The sequence below is a fragment of the Thalassospira mesophila genome (assembly GCF_002115755.1).
GTDB lineage: Bacteria > Pseudomonadota > Alphaproteobacteria > Rhodospirillales > Thalassospiraceae > Thalassospira > Thalassospira mesophila.
Map to the genome: position 1 here is coordinate 273121 of NZ_JFKA01000005.1, position 22145 is coordinate 295265.

General features: G+C 53.0%; 18 protein-coding genes and 1 tRNA gene. 7 read left to right on the plus strand and 12 right to left on the minus strand.

The genetic code is table 11. The features are described 5' to 3' along the window. Nucleotides 1–95: 95 nt before the first annotated feature. From clpX to TMES_RS13505, 6 genes are all read right to left on the minus strand, one after another. Nucleotides 96–1361 carry an ATP-dependent Clp protease ATP-binding subunit ClpX gene (clpX, locus tag TMES_RS13480; protein WP_085583353.1) on the minus strand — a complete coding sequence of 422 codons (1266 nt, stop codon included), beginning with the start codon at nt 1359–1361 and terminating at the stop codon, nt 96–98. Between the two features lie 302 nt (nt 1362–1663). Next, the gene (clpP, locus tag TMES_RS13485; protein WP_085583355.1) at nt 1664–2290 is read right to left on the minus strand and encodes an ATP-dependent Clp endopeptidase proteolytic subunit ClpP; all 627 of its coding nucleotides are present in this window, start codon (nt 2288–2290) and stop codon (nt 1664–1666) included. A gap of 44 nt (nt 2291–2334) precedes the next feature. Next, nucleotides 2335–3759, minus strand: a complete 1425-nt coding sequence (gene tig, locus TMES_RS13490) for a trigger factor (RefSeq protein ID WP_085583357.1) — start codon at nt 3757–3759, stop codon at nt 2335–2337. Between the two features lie 108 nt (nt 3760–3867). After that, nucleotides 3868–3952 (minus strand) — tRNA-Leu (locus TMES_RS13495). 152 nt (nt 3953–4104) lie between these two features. Next, nucleotides 4105–5598, minus strand: coding sequence for a malonyl-CoA decarboxylase (locus TMES_RS13500; protein ID WP_085583359.1), 1494 nt, complete (start codon nt 5596–5598; stop codon nt 4105–4107). A 122-nt stretch (nt 5599–5720) separates the two neighbouring features. Further along, on the minus strand, nt 5721–7196 hold the full coding sequence (locus TMES_RS13505; RefSeq protein ID WP_085583361.1) for an NAD(P)H-hydrate dehydratase: 1476 nt from the start codon (nt 7194–7196) through the stop codon (nt 5721–5723). Nucleotides 7197–7369: 173 nt separating this feature from the next. Between TMES_RS13505 and TMES_RS13510 the strand changes: the two genes are divergently transcribed. Together TMES_RS13510 and TMES_RS13515 are read left to right on the plus strand one after the other, a co-directional pair. Continuing rightward, nucleotides 7370–8623, plus strand: a complete 1254-nt coding sequence (locus TMES_RS13510) for a D-amino acid dehydrogenase (protein WP_085583363.1) — start codon at nt 7370–7372, stop codon at nt 8621–8623. Nucleotides 8624–8656: 33 nt separating this feature from the next. After that, on the plus strand, nt 8657–9799 hold the full coding sequence (locus TMES_RS13515) for a sensor histidine kinase (RefSeq protein ID WP_245835411.1): 1143 nt from the start codon (nt 8657–8659) through the stop codon (nt 9797–9799). A gap of 61 nt (nt 9800–9860) precedes the next feature. Here TMES_RS13515 and TMES_RS13520 read toward each other — a convergent pair whose 3' ends face one another. From TMES_RS13520 to TMES_RS13550, 6 genes are all read right to left on the minus strand, one after another. Further along, nucleotides 9861–10346 carry a c-type cytochrome gene (locus TMES_RS13520; RefSeq protein ID WP_245835413.1) on the minus strand — a complete coding sequence of 162 codons (486 nt, stop codon included), beginning with the start codon at nt 10344–10346 and terminating at the stop codon, nt 9861–9863. 70 nt (nt 10347–10416) lie between these two features. Continuing rightward, the gene (cueR, locus tag TMES_RS13525; RefSeq protein WP_085583368.1) at nt 10417–10809 is read right to left on the minus strand and encodes a Cu(I)-responsive transcriptional regulator; all 393 of its coding nucleotides are present in this window, start codon (nt 10807–10809) and stop codon (nt 10417–10419) included. Next, nucleotides 10806–13316: a heavy metal translocating P-type ATPase gene (locus tag TMES_RS13530; RefSeq protein ID WP_085583370.1), complete on the minus strand. Its 2511-nt coding sequence runs from the start codon at nt 13314–13316 to the stop codon at nt 10806–10808. Before TMES_RS13530 ends, cueR begins: the two co-directional genes overlap by 4 nt. A gap of 197 nt (nt 13317–13513) precedes the next feature. Next, complete coding sequence (gene bfr / locus TMES_RS13535; protein ID WP_085583372.1) at nt 13514–14008, minus strand: bacterioferritin; 495 nt, start codon at nt 14006–14008, stop codon at nt 13514–13516. A gap of 21 nt (nt 14009–14029) precedes the next feature. Further along, nucleotides 14030–14506 carry a bacterioferritin gene (gene bfr / locus TMES_RS13540; RefSeq protein ID WP_085583374.1) on the minus strand — a complete coding sequence of 159 codons (477 nt, stop codon included), beginning with the start codon at nt 14504–14506 and terminating at the stop codon, nt 14030–14032. 896 nt (nt 14507–15402) lie between these two features. Beyond that, complete coding sequence (locus TMES_RS13550; RefSeq protein ID WP_085583378.1) at nt 15403–15567, minus strand: DUF1127 domain-containing protein; 165 nt, start codon at nt 15565–15567, stop codon at nt 15403–15405. 512 nt (nt 15568–16079) lie between these two features. Here TMES_RS13550 and TMES_RS13555 point away from each other — a divergent pair. From TMES_RS13555 to TMES_RS13575, 5 genes are all read left to right on the plus strand, one after another. Then, nucleotides 16080–17363, plus strand: coding sequence for an ABC transporter substrate-binding protein (locus tag TMES_RS13555; protein ID WP_085583380.1), 1284 nt, complete (start codon nt 16080–16082; stop codon nt 17361–17363). A 370-nt stretch (nt 17364–17733) separates the two neighbouring features. After that, entirely contained in the window at nt 17734–19002 is a 1269-nt protein-coding gene (locus TMES_RS13560; protein ID WP_085583382.1) for an ABC transporter substrate-binding protein, read from the plus strand. 105 nt (nt 19003–19107) lie between these two features. Then, nucleotides 19108–20016, plus strand: a complete 909-nt coding sequence (locus tag TMES_RS13565) for a carbohydrate ABC transporter permease (protein WP_085583384.1) — start codon at nt 19108–19110, stop codon at nt 20014–20016. Beyond that, on the plus strand, nt 20009–20896 hold the full coding sequence (locus tag TMES_RS13570) for a carbohydrate ABC transporter permease (RefSeq protein ID WP_085583386.1): 888 nt from the start codon (nt 20009–20011) through the stop codon (nt 20894–20896). Before TMES_RS13565 ends, TMES_RS13570 begins: the two co-directional genes overlap by 8 nt. A 4-nt stretch (nt 20897–20900) precedes the next feature. After that, the gene (locus tag TMES_RS13575; protein WP_085583388.1) at nt 20901–22016 is read left to right on the plus strand and encodes an ABC transporter ATP-binding protein; all 1116 of its coding nucleotides are present in this window, start codon (nt 20901–20903) and stop codon (nt 22014–22016) included. The last annotated feature ends 129 nt before the right edge of the window (nt 22017–22145 follow it).

The following is a 22145-nucleotide window of genomic DNA, read 5'->3' on the forward strand; positions in this document are numbered from 1 at the left end:
CTCGGTCCTGCAATAGGCCCCGACAGCAACGCGAACATACTCAATAGATAAGACATTATTGCCGCGCTGCAATCCTGCCCGCGCGGCAATAACAATCAGGCACTGTTTTCAACGTCCGCCCGGCGATCCGCATGGATCAACAGCGGCTTGGCCTTGCCTTCAACCACGTCGCGGCTGATGACAATTTCCTCGACACTGTCCATCGACGGCAGTTCGAACATGGTATCAAGCAAAATACCTTCCATGATCGAGCGCAGCCCACGGGCACCGGTTTTGCGTTCAATTGCCTTGCCGGCAATGGCCACCAGCGCATCGTCCTGGAAGGTCAGCTTGACGTCTTCCATATCGAACAGACGCTGATACTGCTTGCTGAGCGCATTTTTCGGCTCGGTCAGGATCTTGACCAGGGCGTCTTCGTCCAGGTCTTCAAGGGTTGCGAGAACCGGCAGACGACCGATAAATTCGGGAATAAGGCCGAATTTCAAAAGGTCTTCTGGTTCAACAGCCCGCAACACATCACCCGTGCGACGTTCATCCGGGCTTCGCACATCGGCGCCAAAGCCGATACCGGCCCCTTTGCCACGCTGCGAAATCACTTTGTCCAGTCCGGCAAAAGCACCGCCGACGATGAACAGGATGTTGGTGGTGTCGACCTGCAGGAATTCCTGCTGCGGATGTTTACGGCCGCCCTGGGGCGGCACAGACGCAACCGTGCCTTCCATAATTTTCAGCAAGGCCTGCTGCACACCCTCGCCCGACACGTCACGCGTGATCGACGGATTATCGGATTTACGCGAAATCTTGTCGACTTCGTCAATGTAAACGATGCCGCGCTGGGCCCGTTCAACATTATAATCTGCTGACTGAAGAAGCTTCAGGATGATGTTTTCAACATCTTCCCCGACATAACCGGCTTCGGTCAGCGTTGTGGCATCTGCCATGGTGAAGGGAACATCAAGAATCCGCGCAAGCGTCTGGGCGAGCAAAGTCTTGCCACAACCGGTCGGTCCGACCAGCATGATGTTTGACTTTGCCAGTTCGATGTCTTCGTTCTTGCTGGCATGGTTCAGGCGCTTGTAGTGGTTGTGAACAGCCACTGAAAGCACCTTCTTTGCATGGCCCTGACCGATGACGTAATCATCGAGAACCTTGCAAATCTCCTGCGGAGAAGGCACCCCATCGGCGGATTTTACAAGATGGGTTTTGTGCTCTTCGCGGATGATGTCCATGCACAGTTCGACGCATTCATCGCAGATGAAGACAGTCGGCCCGGCGATGAGCTTGCGCACCTCGTGCTGGCTCTTTCCGCAGAAAGAGCAATACAAGGTGTTCTTGGAGTCTCCGCTATTCGATTTGCTCATACAAACCCCAATGATGTTTGACGTTATCTGTTATCGCCATGTTAGCCGGGAAAGCATACCGATCTCAACGATTAATCGGCGCCTTCCTGCTTGCGGCCATGTCTTTGATATAGGATGGACCGGCAAAAAGTGAAGCCCGCCCTGTTCACAAAACGTTCATTCGGCCTCAGATGTTCCATCTTGCCGGGTTTCATCGTCTTGTAACCTACATGTCTAGGACTTTCGGGCGAAACCACGCAAGCCATAAAAAACGCCCCGGTCGTAAAACCGGGGCGCTTTCAAAATACACCGATAAAACGAAATCAGTCTTTTTTATCGCTTTCCGGCTTGGGCCGCGATGTCACCACCTCGTCAATCAGACCAAATTCCTTGGCTTGATCCGGGGTTAAAAAGTTGTCGCGTTCCATCGAATCTTCGATCGTTTTAATATCTCGACCCGTGTGCTCGACATATATTTCGTTCAGGCGATGGCGCAGAGCCAGAATTTCGCGGGCATGGATTTCGATGTCCGACGCCTGCCCCTGGAAACCACCTGACGGCTGATGGATCATGATCCGTGCATTGGGCAGGCTGTAGCGCTTGCCCTTCGCACCGGCCATCAACAAAAGCGATCCCATCGAGGCAGCCTGCCCCATACATACGGTCGATACGTCGCAACGGATATATTGCATGGTATCATAAATCGCGAGACCGGATGTCACCACCCCGCCCGGCGAATTGATGTATAGCGAAATATCCTTGTCCGGATTTTCCGATTCGAGATGCAGTAGCTGGGCGCAGATCAATGACGACATGCCGTCATGAACCTGGCCATTGATGAACACGATCCGCTCTTTGAGCAGGCGGGAAAAGATGTCATATGCCCGTTCCCCGCGGCTGGTCTGTTCAACCACCATCGGTACAAGCGAGTTCATCTGCTCTTCAATCATCAACCGCAATCTCCTTGCTGCAACTTGGTCTGCTTATCGGCAGATTACTCTTGGCCTTCGTCAGCAGCCTTTTTCTTGGCAGCCGGCTTTTTCGCCGCAGCCTTCTTGGCCGGAGCCTTTTTCTTGGCGTCAGCTTTCGGCGTTTCGTCTTCTTCTTCAGGTTTCAGAAGTTCTTCAACCGTAACGGTCTTTTCTTCAACCTTGGCAAGTTCGACGATGTAATCTACCACCTTGTCTTCATATACAGGGCCCTGAAGCGCCTGCAAGGCCTGCGGGTTATTTTTGTAGAATTCAATAACCTGCTGTTCCTGGCCCGGATATTTCTGGGCTTCGGCAACCAGCACCTTGTTGATGTCGTCCTGGGTGATCTGAATGTTGTTGTTACGGCCAACTTCAGCCAGCAACAGGCCCAGCAAAACGCGACGTTCTGCAATTTCACGGAACTCTTCGGTCAGCTCTTCTTCAGACTTGCCTTTGGTTTCGTCATCTTCCTGGCCGGCTTCACGCGCCTGTTTGATCTGGCCGATGATACCGGTCAGTTCATTTTTAACCAGGCTGGACGGCAGATCAAAGCTGTGATTTTCAGCAAGCTGATCAAGCAGGTCGCGCTTCATTTTCTGACGGGCAACCGACTCGTATTCACGGCCAAAATCCTTGCGGATGGCTTCTTTCAGGGACTCAAGGGTATCCTGACCCAGCTTCTTGGCGAGTTCATCGTCAATTTCAGCCGGTTTCTTTTCCTTGATTTCCTTCACAGTCACATCGAACTCGGCATCTTTACCGGCCAGTTCGTCAGAACCGTAATTTTCAGGGAAGGTCACTTTGACAACGGTTTCGTCGCCAGCATTGGCACCGGTCAATTGATCTTCAAAACCTTCAATGAAGGTACCCGAACCAAGTTCCAGTTCGTAATCTTCAGCTTTACCGCCTTCAAAAGGCTCGCCGCCAACCTTGCCAAGGAAATCAATGACAAGAACGTCACCGGTCTTGGATTTGCGCTTGCGCTTCAGGACTTCGGTTGTGCCCTGTGCTGCAGCGATACGGTCCAGGGTTTCGGTGACCTTGGCATCGTCAAGTTCGACGACTTCACGGGTCAGGTTCAGCTTGGCAAAATCCATCGGCTCGATCGCCGGAATGATTTCAACCGAAATATCATATTCCAGGTCTTTGCCTTCATCGAAGGAAGTAACTTCGATTTTCGGCTGAACGGCCGGGCGCAATTCGTTGTCGGCCAGAACCTTGCTGGTGCTTTCGTTTACGGCAGCTTCCAGGACTTCACCCATAACGGATTTGCCATAGCGCTGACGCAAAAGTTTAGCCGGAATTTTACCAGGGCGGAAACCCGGAAGCCGAACCTGGCTTTTGATTTCTTCCAGCTTGGCATTAACCTGTTCTTCGATTGTAGCGGCCGGCACAACGACCTTGAATTCGCGCGCCAGGCCTTCATTTTTGGTTTCTGTAACCTGCATGGATAACTCTTTTGCTTAGGTTCGAATAATGTCCGTTACGCGACGCCGTCCGGACGTCAGAAGTCAATATGACTTAACGAATAGCTTTTTCATTTTCTGGTCTGCCAATGGTACGGGCGAAGGGACTCGAACCCCCACGTCTCTCGACAATAGGACCTAAACCTATCGCGTCTACCAATTCCGCCACGCCCGCACAAAAGCATACCTCCCGCACCGGCAAAACCGGTGTGGGTGCGCCTTAATACAAACTTCGCCCCCCTCATGCAAGCGTCGCCTGACGTCTTGCACACAAAGCGGACAAATAACCTGCGGCTTTTGTCATAAACCGGTGGCAAAAGGCAAAAATCACCCGGCAAGGCGGCGGACAGTGCCCGACGCCGCAATTTTTCCTGCCCCGACATAATTTTCATGATTTTTTTCAATATCACCTGCCTGGTAAAGATAATTGACCATCATCCCGAAAGACTGCGCCTGTCCTGCGGCAGAACTGTTTGCATCAAGATTAAGCCGTTCGACCCGTGCGCCGTTGCTCAGATGAAAATGTGCAACCGGGTCTAACGCCGTTAACCGCGCCGGGCGGCGTTCATTCAATAAATAATGCGCGCCAAGCTGTAACAATGCCGCCCGTGCCGCCGGGGGAATTTCGCGCTGGCCTGCATTGTCATCGCCTTCCCCTACGCCGTCATCGGCAGAAACCAGTGGCCCGCAATCGCGCAAGGCCGCCATTATCCCCTCAGGAATGGCATCTGGTTCCGGTGCAAGAGATTGCTCGTCCACAGGGGCAGACACAGGCTCAATATTTTCCCGGTTCTTGCGCGCCAGCGGTTTGGGTTTGCGCGACGGGGCCACATGTGCGTCGCGCATTTTAACCAGCCAGCGGCGAAATCCGGGCATCGGTGACAATGTGGCAAATTGCCGCAAATTAGGCAAATCACGCTGTAGTTCAGCCACCACCCGCTTGATCAGAAAATCACCAAAACTGATGCCCGCCAGACCAGACTGGGCATTGGAAATCGAATAAAAAATTGCTGTATCGGCCCCTTTCGGGTCTGAAACATCACTGTCGGGGTCGCGGTCAATCAGCACATCAACATTGTCTGAAATGCCCGAAACCAGCGCTACTTCAACAAAAATCAGCGGCTCATTAGGCATGCCTGGGTGGAAAAAGGCAAAACAGCGCCGATCACGTGCCAGTCTGCTTTTCAAATCATCCCAGCTGCGAATCTGATGCACGGCTTCATAAGCAATCAGTTTTTCCAGTAGCGATGCCGGAGAATTCCAGGTAATGCGATGAAGCTCCAGAAATCCAATATCAAACCAGCTTGCCAGCAGCGTTTTTAAATCCTGCTCAAGAAGGATTAATCCAGGCGCATCCTGCCGCCAACGCAGTAAATCCGCCCGCAGATCAACAAGGAACTTAACGCCTTGTGGCAGCGCATTGAATTCCTGCAATAACTTTCGATAGGGCGGCACCAGCTCGTTGCGCAGCCGGGCTTCCAGCATGGTGCGTTCGGCGGCGTCATCTGCCTGATCCCAGTCTTTGATGATGGCGGCAACGCCCGTCCTATCGACATCAAATTCATTTAACAGCACATGCAAAAACTGTTTTTTACCGTCTTCGCCCAGTCGCAAAAAATCATGCCCCAGCTCTGCTGCGCGCCCGCGGGCCGAAACTGCCCCGCCGCGATGCGCCAGACAATCGGCGATCTGGCGGCGCCAATGGTCCTTGCGCGATGCATCATCATCAAACCCCAGGCTGCGAACCACCGGGTTGCCGCGAATTTCGCGCCACATCTGGCGAATATTGTCAAAGGTGCGATCAATAAATGTCTGGTTCATTCACTTTCCGGTCCTGCGTTGCGGTGTGTCGTCTGGCACCAACATCATTGTAAAAATTGAAATCACAAAGGCACCAGCAGGCAATATCAAGGCCGTTGGTATTTTCACCGATTATGCTGCGATTAATGTGGCGAACTGTCCGGGGCGACGCCAGCCCGCCAAAGGTCTGATAACAGGGCGGGCAAGGCCTCGGGGATGTCTTCGGCAATCAGACCCGGGCCAAATTTATGCCCGGCCTGCCCATGCAGCCAAACCGCCATTGATGTGGCCTCAAAGGCAGGCATTCCCTGCACCAGCAAACCAATAATAATGCCCGCCAAAACGTCACCACTTCCTGCTGTCGCCAGCCAGGGGGCGAAAATGTCGTTTATTGCAACACGCCCGTCGGGGGCCGCCACAACGGTATCGGCCCCTTTTAAAACAATGATGGCACCACTGCGCCGGGCGGCGGCACGGGCACGCGTCACCTTGTCGCCATCCATATCGGCAAACAAACGGGAAAACTCGCCTTCATGCGGCGTCATAACGGTTGGCCCCTGAACGGCAAAAAACAGGGTGCTGGGGTCTTCGGCAAAGCTGGTCAGGGCGTCGGCATCAAGCACGCAGGCCCGCGCGCAATGCAAGGCATGAACAACCCGGCGGCGGGTATCGTCGCCAATGCCCGCACCGGGGCCGATAATTACGCCGTTATGGCGGCAATCCTGCATCATATCCTCGAACCGGGCGATGGGGGCCACCATCACACCGGGCATGTCCTGGGCATAAAGTGGCAAGGCCGCCGGGTCGGCCAACACAGTGAGCAAACCGGCCCCTGCCCGCCGCGCGGCACGGGCCGCCAGCCGCATGGCACCGGTTGTTTGCGCCCCGCCAAGGGCCAACACATGACCGCGATGATATTTATGCCCTGCAAGGCCTGGCCACACAATATGATCGGCCCATAAACGTGGTGTATTAAGGTATATATCGGGTTTTAACGCCGCCACGATTGCATCGGGAATGCCAATATCGGCAACAACGCGTTCGCCGCATAACGCGCGGCCTGGCAACAAATAATGCCCCGGCTTGGCACGGCAAAATGTTACGGTGACATCCGCATCAATGGCCACACCGCGCACCTGGCCCGACATACCATCAACGCCGCTGGGCATATCAACCGCCACAACCTTTGCGCTGCTGTCATTTACAGCATGCACAATATCGGCAATATCTCCCTCGATATCGCGGGCCAAACCGGCCCCAAAGATACAATCCACCACCAGTTCCGCCCCGACAATCAACGCAGCGGACAGCCGTTCAGTAGCACCAGTCCATTTTCGCGCATTTAACGCCGCATCACCGCCAAGCCCGGCAACCTCCCCCATTAACCCCAACCGGACATTCCAGCCACGCGCCCGCAACAACCGGGCGACCACAAATCCGTCGCCACCATTATTGCCCGGCCCGCACAGCACCGAAACGCTACAAGGTTGAAACCGGGCCAAAATGGCATCCACAACCGCATGTCCGGCATTTTCCATCAACACCTCGCCCGGCAGGCCGTTGGCGATGGTTTGTTTGTCGGCTTCGTACATTTGCGCAATTGTCAGAATTTCGCTCATGGAGGCCCCGATCTTTTGAATTTTACAACCTGCATCAAAGGCAACAATTTATGATCGCCTTAAACAACGCAGGTTCGCATTGCCACTGGTAGCTATTTGTTTTCTCAATGCGTATATTGCCTTCGCGCATATGATTCTGCCAATTAAATCCACGCGAGCAAGGCAATTCCGGCATGCATGTTGTTGTTTTGGGGGCGGGCGTCGTCGGGACGGCCGCTGCCTACTATCTGTTGCAAAATGGCCATCAGGTAACCGTCATTGATCGCCAACCCATGGCCGCCGAAGAAACCAGTTTTGCCAATGGCGGTCAAATTTCGGCCTGTCATGCCATGCCATGGGCGCATCCCAAAACCCCGTGGCAAAGCCTTAAATGGCTGGGCCGCGAAGACGCACCGTTATTGTTCAGAATGCGGTTTGATCGACAGTTATTTGCCTGGGGCCTGCGTTTTTTACGCAATTGCAGCCCCGAGCGCACCCGCGACAACATCGAAAAATCCTTGCGTATGGCCATTTACAGCCGGGATTGCGTTAAACAATTACGGCGCGACCTTGGCCTTGAATATGATCAGCTTGAAAAAGGGATTTTGCATATTTGCCATAGCGACAGGGAACTCGAAGAACTGGCGCACAGCAGCAAAATCATGCGCGAATTTGGCCTCGATCGCCGCCTTGTAACCGCGCGCGAATGCCTGGAAATAGAACCTGCCCTGCGCAACACCGCCCAGCCCATAAAGGGCGGCACCTTCTCGCCTGGCGATGAAAGCGGGGATGCCCGAAAATTTACCCTTGAACTGGCAAAAATATGTGCCGCACAAGGGGCAAATTTTCGCTATAATACAACCATCCAGTCGATTGAAAACAATGGAAATTCCATTCGCTGCATTCACAGCGACGCGGGTGAAATTTACGGTGATTGTTATCTGGTGTGTATGGGCAGTTACAGCCCGCTTTTGACCAGGCCCTTGGGCATTAAGTTGCCGATTTATCCTTGCAAGGGCTATTCGGTTACAATCGATACTACCGGGCACGGCACCAACGCCCCCACCGTCAGCCTGATCGATGACAGCGTCAAAATGGTTTATTCGCGTTTTGGCACCCGTTTGCGCGCCGCAGGCACCGCCGAACTGGAGGGTTATTCGCTACGCATGGCGCCCCGTCGGCAACAATTGATCGCCGACAAGGCCTTCGCCCTGTTCCCCGATTGCGGAAACCGGGCAACCATAAGCTATTGGAGCGGCCTGCGCCCCGTCACACCCGATTCTGCACCTGTGCTTGGCGGCACAAAATATGATAATCTGTTTCTCAATACCGGGCATGGCACATTAGGTTGGACCATGAGTTGCGGTTCGGGCAAGGCGATTGCCGATCTGATATCTAAAAAGACTCCGGAAATTTCATTAGACGGCCTTGGCGTGGATCGTTTCTGATCCATTTCACACACGATCAGCAGGGGTTATAGCGTGAGTGCCAACCAGTCAGGCGACTGTTCCCAGCCAATTGAACCGATTGGCCCTGCGATTGGTGCTAGCGCCCTGCTAGCCGCCCTGCCCTATGGCGCGGCCATTTGCCAGCGCGATGGCAAAATTCTGCATTGCAATGATGCCCTGGCGCAAATTCTCGGCGTGGGCGTGGACGATATTTCACACAAAAAAGCATCTTTTCTGTCGCAAGGCCTGGCCGAGGATCTCGACACCATATTTTCATCAGGCCGAACATGGCGCGGTGATATTTCGGTTTTGGGCCTCGAAAACAAAGCCATACCTTGTAGCCTGACCGTTTCGGCGCTGGAATGGCCCGGAGCCTCCCAAACCCTGCCTTGCGTGCTGCTGACCCTGTTGGAAAACACCAACAATCGCCTTGCCGAACGCGATTTGCTGACCCACAATCAGGAAAGAAACGACGTTAACGCCACCAAAACCGATTTTCTGGCCAATATGGGCCACGAATTACGAACCCCTTTAAACGCCATTATCGGCAATGCCGAATTGATTGCACAAGGGGTCCTTGGCGATATTTCGCAAACCTACCGCGAATGTGGCCACGATATTCATGATGCCGGGCAACATTTGCTGTCGCTGGTGAACGATGTTCTCGAATCATCAAAACTTGCCGAAGGCGCAATGACAATTACGCCAACCCTGCACGATGTCGTGCCCATTGCCCGTGAAGCGGTAAAAATGCTGCGTGACGACTACCACCGTCGCCATCATCAATTGACCGTTAATTTGCCGGACCACAGCGTCATTATTCCCTGCGACCGTCTGAAACTCAAACAGATTTTAATCAATATCCTGACCAATGCCGGCAAATTCACCGCCGATGGCGGCGAAATATCGCTTAGCCTGTACAGCCACGATGATGAAGCCGTTTTTCAGATATCGGATAACGGCGTGGGCATCGCGCCACAGGATATTCCCCGCGCCCTGGCACGCTTTTCGCAATTGCATCCCAAAGGCATAAAGGAAAGTGCGGGCACCGGGCTGGGTCTGCCGTTGGCAAAAATGCTGACCGAATTACACGGCGGACGGCTCAGCATTGAAAGCGAGCCCAGGCACGGCACCACAATCAAAATTCATTTGCCCACCATCCATCCTGAAAAATAAACCCCGCCCACCGTTTATGCCAACAGCGAGACAGGGTTTAAATATCTGGTCTGGGTACTGGTTACTGGTTTTCAGACCGGGCCGCCAGATTGATCTGGTCATTGCGTTTGCGCACCGCGTCGGGCCACCGGCTTTTGATATAGGAAATTGTTGCGACGATTTCGTCGTCCGACAGCGTTCCTTCAAAGGCGGGCATGGCACTTTTATACCCGTTGCCAACCAGTTTTTCGGGGCCATATTTGGTCAAGGCAAACAGCATGTCATCGGGATGATGCCAGGTATGGCCGTTGGCATCATGGGGTGGTGCGGGTAACAACCCATCCGCACCACGTTTTTGCCAATTGGCTTCGCCTTGCAATTTATTGCCGTGGCACGACGCACAATTGGCATCATAAATCGTCTTGCCCTCGGCCACCAAATGCAAATCGGCTGCATTAATTGCCAGTGCAGGTGACGGCGGCTGTGGCGGATTAAAATACCGATACCCCGTCACAGCAATCACACCTAACCCTACGGCGATGACGCCGTATCCAAGTTTTCTGTTCACCGGTTAAATCTCTCTCTTTTTGTTTTGTAAAACCGTTTTAAGGGTGCTGCACCGTGGCAGGCCCGGTCGTTTAATGGTCTTGCCGGGCCAAATCCTCGATAATCGGGCAGTCGGGCCGGTCATCGCCGTGGCATTGATGAACCAGATGGCGCAACGTTGTTTGCAGGCTTTTTAATTCCGCTATTTTGCGGTCAATATCATCAAGATGGGCTTTGGCGATCTGGCGCACATCGGCCGATGCGCGGTTATGATCTTCGTAAAGCGACAGCAAAGTGCGGCAGTCTTCAACGGAAAAACCCAACCCGCGCGAGCGTTGCAAAAACCGCAATTTATGCAAATCCTGCTCGTTATAATCGCGGTATCCATTGGCACGGCGCCCCGGCCGCACCAGTCCTATTTCTTCGTAATAGCGAATGGTTTTTGCCGGGAGACCGCAATCTTGCGCCGCATCGGAAATATTCATTTTTTGGATCCTTCCTTGCGCACATGCCAGCGCCGCAACATCAGCGAATTGGTCACCACCGACACCGAACTTAACGCCATGGCAGCCCCGGCAATGGCCGGGCTTAAAATACCAAATGCTGCTAACGGCACCCCGATCACGTTATAGCCAAAGGCCCAAAACAGGTTTTGCGTAATCTTGCGCCGGGTGGCGATGGAAATATCAATCGCCCCCGCCACCAATGCCGGGTCCGACCGCATCAGGGTAATGCCAGCCGTTTCCATGGCAACATCGGTGCCCCCACCCATGGCAATGCCAACGTCGGCCGCGGCCAGCGCCGGGGCATCATTAATGCCATCGCCCACCATTGCCACATGGCGGCCTTCCTTACGCAGTTTTTCAACTTCACGGGCCTTGTCCTGCGGGCGAATGCGCCCGCGCCAGCTATCCATGCCAATCTTTTGCGCTACATGGGCTGCCACATCTTCGGCGTCGCCCGACAGCATGATGCTGGCAATCCCGCGCTGTTTCAGGTCTTTTACCGCCGCAATGGCACTCTCGCGGATTTTGTCCTCAAGGGTCAGATACCCGGCAAATTTGCCATCCACAGCCACCAGCACAACGGTGCTGCCCTGTTTTTCTGCCTCAACAATCACCTTGGCCGTGCCCTCATCAGGCAAGGTTGCCCCATTGTCACGCAACAAGGTTTCCGTCCCGATCAAAACCGAGCGGCCTTCAACCGTACCGCCAACACCCGCGCCGGTCGTTCCCTTGAAATCGTCCACATTGGCCAGTTTCAGGTCATCGTCCCGGGCGGCTTGCACCACAGCATGGGCTAACGGATGTTCGCTGGCCGCCTGAAGCGATGCCGCCAGGCGCAACAATTCAACTTTGTCGCCAAAATCAGCCGCCACGACCACATCTTGAACCGTGGGCACACCTTCGGTCAGGGTGCCGGTTTTATCAAAAATAACCGCATCAACATTGTGGGCCTGTTCCAGCGCCTCAAAATTCTTGATCAAAATACCGGCTTTTGCCGCGGCCCCGGTTCCGGCAACCAGTGCGGTTGGCGTTGCCAGCCCCAACGCACAGGGACAGGCAATAACCAAAACCGATACAGCGGCAACAATTGCGGCTTCAATGCCAAACCCGGTGATCAGCCAGCCGGCAAAGGTGATGATGGCGATCAAAATAATCACCGGCACAAAAATGGCGGCAACCTTGTCCACCATTTGCTGCACCGGTGCCTTACCCGTCTGGGCCTGCTCCACCAGCCGAATAATGCGCGACAATGTGGTGTCTTCCCCAACCGCACTCACCCGGACATCCAGCCGACCGGTCCCGTTAACCGCACCACCAACAACGGCGTCCCCCGTGCTGCGCAAAACCGGTCGCGTTTCGCCCGTGATCAGCGATTCGTCAATTTCGCTTTCACCCGCAACCACTTCGCCATCAATTGGCAATTTTTCGCCCGGGCGCACACGCACCACATCGTCGACATTCAAATCATCGACCGAAATTTCGGTTTCTTCTCCGGTCTTTGCGTCAAGTCGGCGGGCTGTGCGCGGGCGCAATGCCATTAATTCACGAATGGCGGCTGACGCACCCCGTTTGGCGCGCTCTTCCATAATCTTGCCGCCAAGGATCAGGGTAATGATCGTGGCCGATGCTTCAAAATAAAGGTGCCCCTCGCCGCTCGACCCGGGCTGCACCATATTATAAAGGCTTAGGAAATAGGCTGCAGACGTGCCCAGCGCCACCAGCACATCCATATTGGCCGCCTTATTGCGCAATGCCGACCAGGCACCCCGGTAAAACCGCCAACCAATAATGAACTGCACCGGTGTTGCCAGCGCCAACTGAGCCCACGCCGGTATGCGAAGCTCGACGCCCAGATACATCCAGATCATTTGCCCAATAAGCGGCGCCGACAATATGATCGAAGCAGCCAGCCACCACAGCGCATAGTCGCGCTTTTTGGCGGGCTGATTATCGGATGATGTTTTCTGATTGCGCGAAACCGCGTGATACCCGGCTTTCTCAACCGCCTCAATAACCTGCCGGTCAGTCACGGCACCGGGAACAACCGAAATATCCGCCCGCTCCAGCGCCAGATTAACCGTCGCTTCAGTCACACCGACCAGTTTACCCAGCGCCTTTTCAACCCGGCCCGAACAACTGGCACAGGTCATGCCATCAATGTCATAGGACAGTTTTTGTTTTTCAACGCCGTATCCGGCCTTTTGAATGGCGTTTGTCAAATCAACCGGACTGATTTTTTGGCCGTCATATCGAACATGGGCCGTATTCATGGACAGGTTGACGTCGGCTTGCTCCAGCCCGTCCAGTTTTGCCAAGGCCTTTTCAACCCGCCCGGCACATGAAGCACAGGTCATGCCGGTAACTGGCAACGTCAAATCGATACTCGTGGCGGAACGGCGATCAGAAGGCCCCGACGGCGCATTTTGCGACGTCCGGCCCGATCCAGCCTGGTCTTTTGCATCCTGCAAAACGGTTTGGGATGTCATGTTTGCCTCGATGTCAGGGGTTCCATTTCCCTTACCATAAAGGTTCCCGCAACCGGAAGGTCAACCCCTATATCAGCAATAATTAAATAACGGCCCCGGTAAAGCACGCCACGCGCCAAAAACGACAAAACCCGCCACGATGGGCGGGTTTTGCGAAATGGTCAGCGTGCCGCATTTAACGGCAAAGATAATGTGCGTTACACGGCGTGCGGGTTCGGCTCACCGGCAGCACGGAACTGCACATAGTTTTTCAAGCCCATCATCTCAATCAGACGCAACTGCTGTTCCAGCCAGTATGCATGATCTTCTTCGCTGTCTTCCAACAGTTTCAGCAAGATCTTGCGGGTCTGATAATCCATCTCTTTTTCGCAAAGTTTGATGGCGTTTTTCAAATTGTTGATGATGACATATTCATATTCCAGATCGCTTTTGATCGCGTCTGGCAAGGTCGCAGCAACATTGATCTTTTCGCGCGACGCGGTATCAGGCACACCTTCAAGAAACAAAATGCGCTCGATCAGCATTTTAGCATGCTCAAGCTCTTCTTCCATTTCGTGATGCATACGCTCGTAAAGGTTATGCAACCCCCAGTCACGATACATCTCGGCATGTGCGTTATACTGGTCAGCGGCCGACAATTCGCCGGTTAACAACGCGTTCAGGGTATCAATAACAACTTTTTTGCCCTTCATGACGGACATCCTTCCCAGTGATTAGTCGCCGTCGCCAGAACGGCTTTGGACATAATTTTCAAGACCGGCATTGTCGATGAGCCACAGCTCACTTTCCATCCAGTCGACATGCTCTTCCTGATCATCGAGAAATTTGACCAGCAGATCACGGGTGACATAATCCCTCGTGCCTTCGCACGCCGTAATGGCGTCGCGCAGCAAGGGCAATGCCGCCATTTCAAACTTCATGTCGCAATCAAGGATTTCTTCAATCGTTTCCCCGATCAGCAACTTGTTCAGATTTTGCAGATTGGGCAAACCTTCAAGAAACAAAATGCGTTCGATCAAATCGTCCGCCCGCTTCATTTCCTTGATCGACAATTTAAACTCGTATTCGCCCATCTCTTCAACACCCCAATGCCGAAGCATCCGGGCATGCAAGAAATACTGGTTGATCGCGGTCAGCTGATTGGTCAGCACGCGATTAAGATGGCCGATGATCTTGGGATCACCCTTCATTCCTGCGCTCCTTCGAATTGCGTAACAGTATTGTGGGCATTACGAAGCAGATTTTCAAGTTTATTGTGTGAATTTGATTTTCACTATCAACAACTTAGCGGAAAAACTGTAAAACACCCAAGAAAAATTTGACGTAAAAATCACTCGCAGACAAATTAGCGCGAATGGTTATTAATCCCTTACTTATTCTTTATTACGCCGCTTCTCGAGCTGAACTGTACGACCGAATCGCATTTCGCCCCGATCGGCTGGTCGTCCGGCCTCAACATCAAGGCATGTCTTGGCACAAAAAAACGACCACAACCAAAAACCCGGCCAAGGACGCCGCACAACAATATAATCGCCGCTTGCATCGTGCATAGCGGCGGGGACATAACAAAACCAACGATGTTAGAGCATATTTCCTTTAATAAGACCCATTCTGCCCGCGCATTTTGCTGCTCGGCAAGGAGAAGTCCGCAGGGCGTAACGGGGTTACGGACAAGGATTTCGACGTAGCCGAGCAGCAAAATGCGCGGGCCCGGAGGGTTCAATTTTGACGGCGTTTGACGGCGTTACACCGCTTGCCCGATGCGCCGCATCGCGCGGCGCGCTGTGCCTTGCCAAACGGCACGTCAAAATTAAACAAAATGGGTCTTATTAAAGGAAACATGCTCTAAATGAAAAAACGCCTTGGCAGGAAGGGATACAAAAGCAGCGCGCACACACCGCCAACGCCTTTGAACCAGATTGCATCGGAAATCGGCGCGTGGGCAGCAGCATCGGCTCGGCATTCCCCAACGGCAAATCCGGGCACATATTTCAGGGCCTGGACATACAAAAAGCCGGGTCAAAATGGCCCGGCTTCTGCATACAGCAGCCTACTAGTTAGACGCTGTCGATATTTTTCCGCTACCTTAAGCGATCGCGTCACGTGCCGCTTTGCGTGCAACGTCTTTGATCTGCCAGCGGGAAATCCCGACATCATCCAAATCACGGGTGTCGAGATCGTAAAGTTCGTTCGCGACTGACCGTGCATAGGCCCAACGACGAACAGCAACGATGATACTGGACAAGAACATGTTGAACCTCCTGTGTTTCAAACTGATGAGCGCTCAAATCTCGGCTTCATAATGTTGCCGGATGCGCTCTGCTCCGTTCTTCTGCGTTGCAATATGACGAAATTGATCGAATATCTCAATCCACCAAGATTGCATATCATCTGTTCCAATTTGTCACAGTTGAATGGGTTCAAACCGATCAAAATTCACATTTATGCCTATAAACAATGGAAAAATAAGCGTTTTTAGAGTGTTATCGATTTTGCTGCATCACACCAATTCCGTCACATTCAACGCCCGAAATGAAGCAGCCCGCGCCAAAATGCACTTTTTATCCGCGCGGCCCTTCTCTATCGCGGCACCTTGATTGCAGATCAGAACGGCAAAGACGCGCGCCCTCAAATGTTAGCGCTAACATTTTTTGTAACAAGTTATTTCAAAACGTGTCCTGGAAATATTTTGTTACACATGAGGGATGCAAAACACCCTTTCTCGTCGCATGGTCGTGCCTTAAAAAAATACGGGAGGAACAAATGCGCTCTATCCAATCGCTGTTTAACAGCAAAACACTTGCAACCGTCATTTGCACGTCAACATTCATCGCGCTGGCATCCGTCGCGGCACAGGCCCAGCCGACGGTGGAAGTCTTGCATTACTGGACATCCGGCGGCGAAGCGAAGGCCGCCGCAGCCCTTAAAAAAGATTTTGAAGCCCACGGCGGCAAATGGATCGACAGCCCGGTTGCCGGTGGCGGCGGGTCAGCCGCAATGACCGTGCTGCGTTCACGGGTCCTGTCCGGGGATGCCCCGACCGCAGTGCAATTAAAAAGCCCCGCCATCATGGAATGGGCCGATCAGGGTGCCCTCGCCAATCTTGACGATGTTGCCCAAAAAGAAAAGTGGGATGACATCCTGCCCAAACGCCTCAGCACACTTATGAAATATGATGGTCATTATGTTGCTGTGCCGGTAAATATTCACCGCACCGATATGATTTGGGCTAATCCCGATGTCCTGGCAAAAGCCGGTACGTCCGAAGTGCCTTCAAACTGGGACGATTTCAACAAACTGGCCAAAACGCTGCAGGCACAAGGGGTCATACCGCTGGCCCTTGGCGGGCAGCCCTGGCAAGAAGCCATCCTGTTCGAAAATGTGGTTTTGGGCATTGGCGGCACCGAATTTTATCAAAAGGCACTGATTGACCTTGATGAAGACGCCTTGAAATCGGACACCATGAAAAAGGTGTTTGATCAGATGCGGGTTTTACGCGGGTTTGTCGATGCCGATTTTTCCGGTCGCGACTGGAACCTGGCAACCGCCATGGTTATGAACGGCAAGGCCGCCATGCAGGTTATGGGCGACTGGGCCAAGGGCGAATTCATGGCCGCAGGCAAAGTGCCGGGCAAGGATTTTCTGTGCAGTGCCTCGCCGTCAAATCATGGTTATCTGTTTAATACAGACAGCTTCGCCATGTTTCACGTCGATGGTGCAGACAAGGTCGAAGGTCAAAACCTGCTTGCCAGCCTGATTTTGGGTCAAAAATTTCAGGAAACCTTCAACCTGCTTAAAGGTTCCATTCCGGCCCGTCTTGGCGTCCCGATGGACAAATTTGACACCTGCGCCCTGCAGTCGGAAAAAGACATGCAGGCATCACAGGAATCTGACGGTTTTTTGCCCTCGGTCGGTGTTGACATGGCCCTGCCCGGCAACCTGACCGGCGCCATTGTCGATACGGTTACCGCTCATTTCAATTCTGAAATGTCGTCGCAACAGGCGATCGATATGCTTATCCAATCGCTTGATCTGGCCAAAGAATAAAGCCCGATACCGGTTCGTCGCCGGGAAACAAACACAATCTGCTATCTGAAACACCTCGCGCGGCGAACCCTCTGCTTTTATAAAAGCCACCATACAGCCTTGACCTTGCACCACATTTTGGCACGATTACAAAATAAAGGGTGTGGTGCCCCGCATTTATTCCCCAACGTGCAAACTACCATTCTGTAAAATGCCCTAATCAAAGCACCTGCATTTGAATTATAATCAGGCTCGTAATGCCTGTTTTTTGTAACAATACATTTCAAATCCAGATCCAGAAACGACCTGTTACAGTTTTGTGGATGCAATAAGGGCCCTCTCGCAGCATGGTGTCGCTGCAATTGGTTTAAAACCAGGGAGGAAACCCTAAATGAAACTTAGCAAATCCATTCTTGCTGCCGGTGTCGGTATTGCCGCACTTGCTTCTGCATCGCTGGCCCACGCCGAACCCACTGCCGAAGTTCTGCATTGGTGGACATCGGGCGGCGAAGCAAAAGCTGTTGCAGCCCTGAAAAAGGATTTCGAGGAACACGGCGGCAAATGGCAGGACAGCCCGGTAGCGGGTGGTGCTGGTGATGCCGCCATGACCGTTCTGCGCTCGCGCGTTCTTTCGGGCGATGCACCCAGTGCTGTTCAGTTGAAAGGCCCGGCCATTCAGGAATGGGCAGAACAGGGCGCACTGGCAAACCTGAATGATGTTGCCAAAAAAGAAAAATGGGATGAAGTGATTCCCCAGCGCATTCAGGAAATCATGAAATATAAAGGCGACTATGTCGCCGTTCCGGTCAACATTCACCGTGTTAACTGGATCTGGTCAAACCCGGAACTGCTGGCAAAAGTCGGCGCGACCGAAGGCCCGAAAACCTGGGCTGAATTCAACACCCTTGCTGACAAACTGAAAGCTGCCGGTATTACGCCGCTGGCACATGGTGGTCAGCCGTGGCAGGACGCAACGATTTTCGAAACCGTTGTTCTGGGTATGGGTGGCCCCGAATTCTTCCAGAAAGCACTGATCGACCTTGACGAAGACGCCCTGAAATCTGACACCATGAAAAACGTGTTCGACGAAATGCGTAAAATTCGCGGTTACGTCGACCCGGATTTCCCCGGGCGTGACTGGAACCTGGCAACCGCAATGGTCATGAATGGCAAAGCCGCCATGCAGATCATGGGCGACTGGGCAAAAGGCGAGTTCCTTGCCGCTGGTAAAGTTCCGGGCAAAGACTTCCTTTGCTCGGCCACCCCGGCTGACAATGGCAATGGCTTCCTGTTTAACACCGACAGCTTTGCCATGTTCAAGGTCGACGGCGAAGACAAAATCGAAGGTCAGAAACTTCTGGCCGAGTTGATCGTTGGCAAAAAATTCCAGAAAACCTTCAACCTTCTGAAGGGCTCGATCCCGGCCCGTACCGGCGTATCGCTGGATGATTTTGACGATTGCGCCAAAAAATCGGCTGCCGATATGGCTGCTGATGAAAAAACCGGTGGCTTCCTGCCGTCAATGGCCCATGGCATGGCATTACCGGGCCATCTGTCAGGCGCCATTGTTGACGTCGTGACCGCTCACTTCAACTCCGACATGACGTCGGACGAAGCGATGAACCGTCTCGTCGAAGCCATTGAATTGGCCAAAGACTAATCTTTCGATCCAATCCGAATTGCCGATCTGGCAATAATCACTGGCCCCGGGACATTGTTTCGGGGCCAGCTTCCCTTATCTTTTAACTATTTTGAGGCAAAGGGCATGGGGGCTTCTTCAAGCACCGAAAGCAACCTGATGGCCAGCCTGCAACGCAATCTTTCCAAGATCGTTGTGGCACCATCCTTTGCTGCGTCCCTGTTTTTCGTCTACGGTTTCATCATTTGGACCGCCTGGATGGCGTTTTCCAAATCCCGTATGATGCCGGTCTATGACTGGGCCGGGCTGCGGCAGTATGAACGCCTGTGGCAAATGGAACGCTGGCATGTTGCCATCGAAAATCTGCTGATATTCGGCGGTCTTTTTATTGTTATCTGTCTTTTCCTGGGATGTTTGCTGGCCGTCTTGCTCGACCAGCGTATCCGGGCGGAAGGCGTTCTGCGTACTGTTTTCCTTTATCCGATGGCGCTGTCATTCATCGTTACGGGGACGGTATGGAAATGGATTCTCAATCCCGGTCTTGGTCTTGAAAAAATGATGCATGACCTGGGATGGGCGACCTTCAAATTTGACTGGCTGGTCAATTCCGATTTTGCGATTTACACCGTGGTCATTGCCGCCGTCTGGCAGGCATCGGGCTTTATCATGGCCATGTTCCTTGCTGCCTTGCGCGGTGTGGACCAGGACATTATCCGTGCCGCCTATATGGATGGTGCCAGCCTGCCGCGTATTTATTTCGGCATCATTATTCCGTCGATCCGCCCGGTTTTCCTAAGCGCAATTGTCGTTCTTGCCCATCTCGCGGTTAAAAGCTTTGACCTTGTCATCGCTCTTACCGGCGGCGGCCCCGGCTATTCCTCCGACCTTCCGGCAACCTTCATGTACACGATGGCCTTCCAGCGTAACCAGCTTGGGATCAGTGCAGCCAGTGCCATGATGATGCTGGCAACCGTGATGGCGATCATTGTGCCGTATCTGTATTCCGAATTGCGCGGAGGCAAGAAAAATGGCTGATCTCCAAACTTATGGCCAGGATTCAGGGTTGAAACACACCCTCTTGCGCGGTCTGCTCTATCTGGTTCTGATCCTGTTTTCGATCTATTACCTGTTTCCGCTGTTTGTGATGGTGACAACGTCGCTAAAATCGCTGACGGAAATTCGCGAAGGAACGCTGATTTCATTGCCGCGCGTCGTCACCTTCGATGCCTGGAATTATGCCTGGAACGAAGCCTGCGTTGGTGTGGAATGCTCCGGCATCAAAACCTTCTTCTGGAACTCGGTCCAAATGGCCGTTCCGGCGGTTCTGATCTCGACCATCCTTGGTGCGCTTAATGGCTATGCCCTGACCAAATTCCGGTTCAAGGGTGCCAATATCGTTTTTGCCATGCTGTTATTCGGGTGCTTTGTACCGTTTCAGGTCGTGCTTTTGCCAATGTCAGTGACCTTGGGCAAACTTGGTATTGCCAACTCAACCACCGGCCTGGTTCTGGTGCATGTGGTCTATGGCCTGTGCTTTACCACCCTGTTTTTCCGCAATTATTACGTCTCGATCCCCGATGAACTGGTCAAAGCCGCCACCATTGATGGTGCCGGGTTCTTTACCATTTTCTGGCGGATCATTCTGCCGATTTCCGGCCCGATCATTGTTGTTTCCATCATCTGGCAGTTCACCCAGATCTGGAATGACTTCCTGTTCGGCGCATCGTTCAGTTCCGGTGGCAGTGCTCCAATGACTGTCGCCCTCAATAATATCGTCAACACCACGACCGGCGTTAAACAATACAACGTCGATATGGCCGCAGCATTGCTGACCGGGCTTCCGACACTGCTTGTTTATGTGCTGGCAGGTAAATATTTCGTCCGTGGCCTGACCGCCGGTTCGGTGAAGGGATAAAGAAATGGCATCACTCACCCTTGATAAAGTCCGCAAGACTTTCGGATCCGTCGAGGTTCTCAAAGAAATCAATCTGACGATTGAAGACGGCGAGTTTCTCGTTCTTGTCGGTCCGTCTGGCTGTGGCAAATCGACCCTGCTTAACCTGATTGCAGGTCTGGAAACATCGTCTGACGGTGAAATCCGCATTGGCGACCGCGTTATCAATAATGTGCATCCCAAGGATCGTAACATCGCCATGGTGTTCCAGTCCTATGCGCTTTATCCCAATATGACAGTGCGCAAAAACATCACCTTTGGCCTTGAAATTCGCGGTGTTTCGGCATCCGAACGTGACAAGGCCGTCGATGATGTCGCCCATCTGTTACAAATTGAAAACCTGCTCGACCGCAAACCGTCCCAACTTTCCGGCGGGCAACGCCAGCGGGTTGCCATGGGCCGTGCCCTGGTGCGTAACCCCGACATCTTCCTGTTTGACGAACCTTTGTCAAACCTGGATGCCAAGCTGCGCGTTGATATGCGCACCGAGATTAAAAAGCTTCATCACCGCCTTGGTTCCACGATTGTTTACGTGACCCACGACCAGATCGAAGCGATGACCCTGGCATCACGCATCGCGGTGATGAAAGGGGGCATCTTGCAACAGTTCGATACGCCGCAGCATATCTATGAAAAACCCAACAACATGTTTGTTGCCGGTTTTATCGGCTCGCCGTCCATGAATTTCATCGAAGCCAAACTGGTGGATGACAATGGCCGGATCGCGGTGACATTCGACAATAACGGTCAAAAGGTGGTTCTGCCGCTCGTGGCCGATAGCCCGGAAAGCTACAAATCCTGGGTCGGCAAGGATGTCGTCTTTGGCATCCGCCCGGAAGGACTGACCCACAAACGCACCGGCTCTGATCAACCCGGTAGCCAGTATGTCAATTTCGACGCCAAAGTCGAAGTGATTGAACCAACCGGGGCCGACACCATGACGGTGATCAATCTTGGCGGTAAAGAAATTGTTGCCCGCGTCAGACCAGACCGCGCGACAAACCCCGGAGAAATGATGACATTCTCTGCGGATATGAATCAGATCAGTCTGTTTGATCCAACAACGGAACTTCGGATTTGATCTGAATGGCGGGTGGTTCTGGGGGCCACCCGCCATTATTTTTGCTATTGTTAATCCGCTGATAGAAAAGCCGGTCAAACAGAACCGGCATTTATCGCGCGTGTGAATAACACATAAAAAATACGTTCT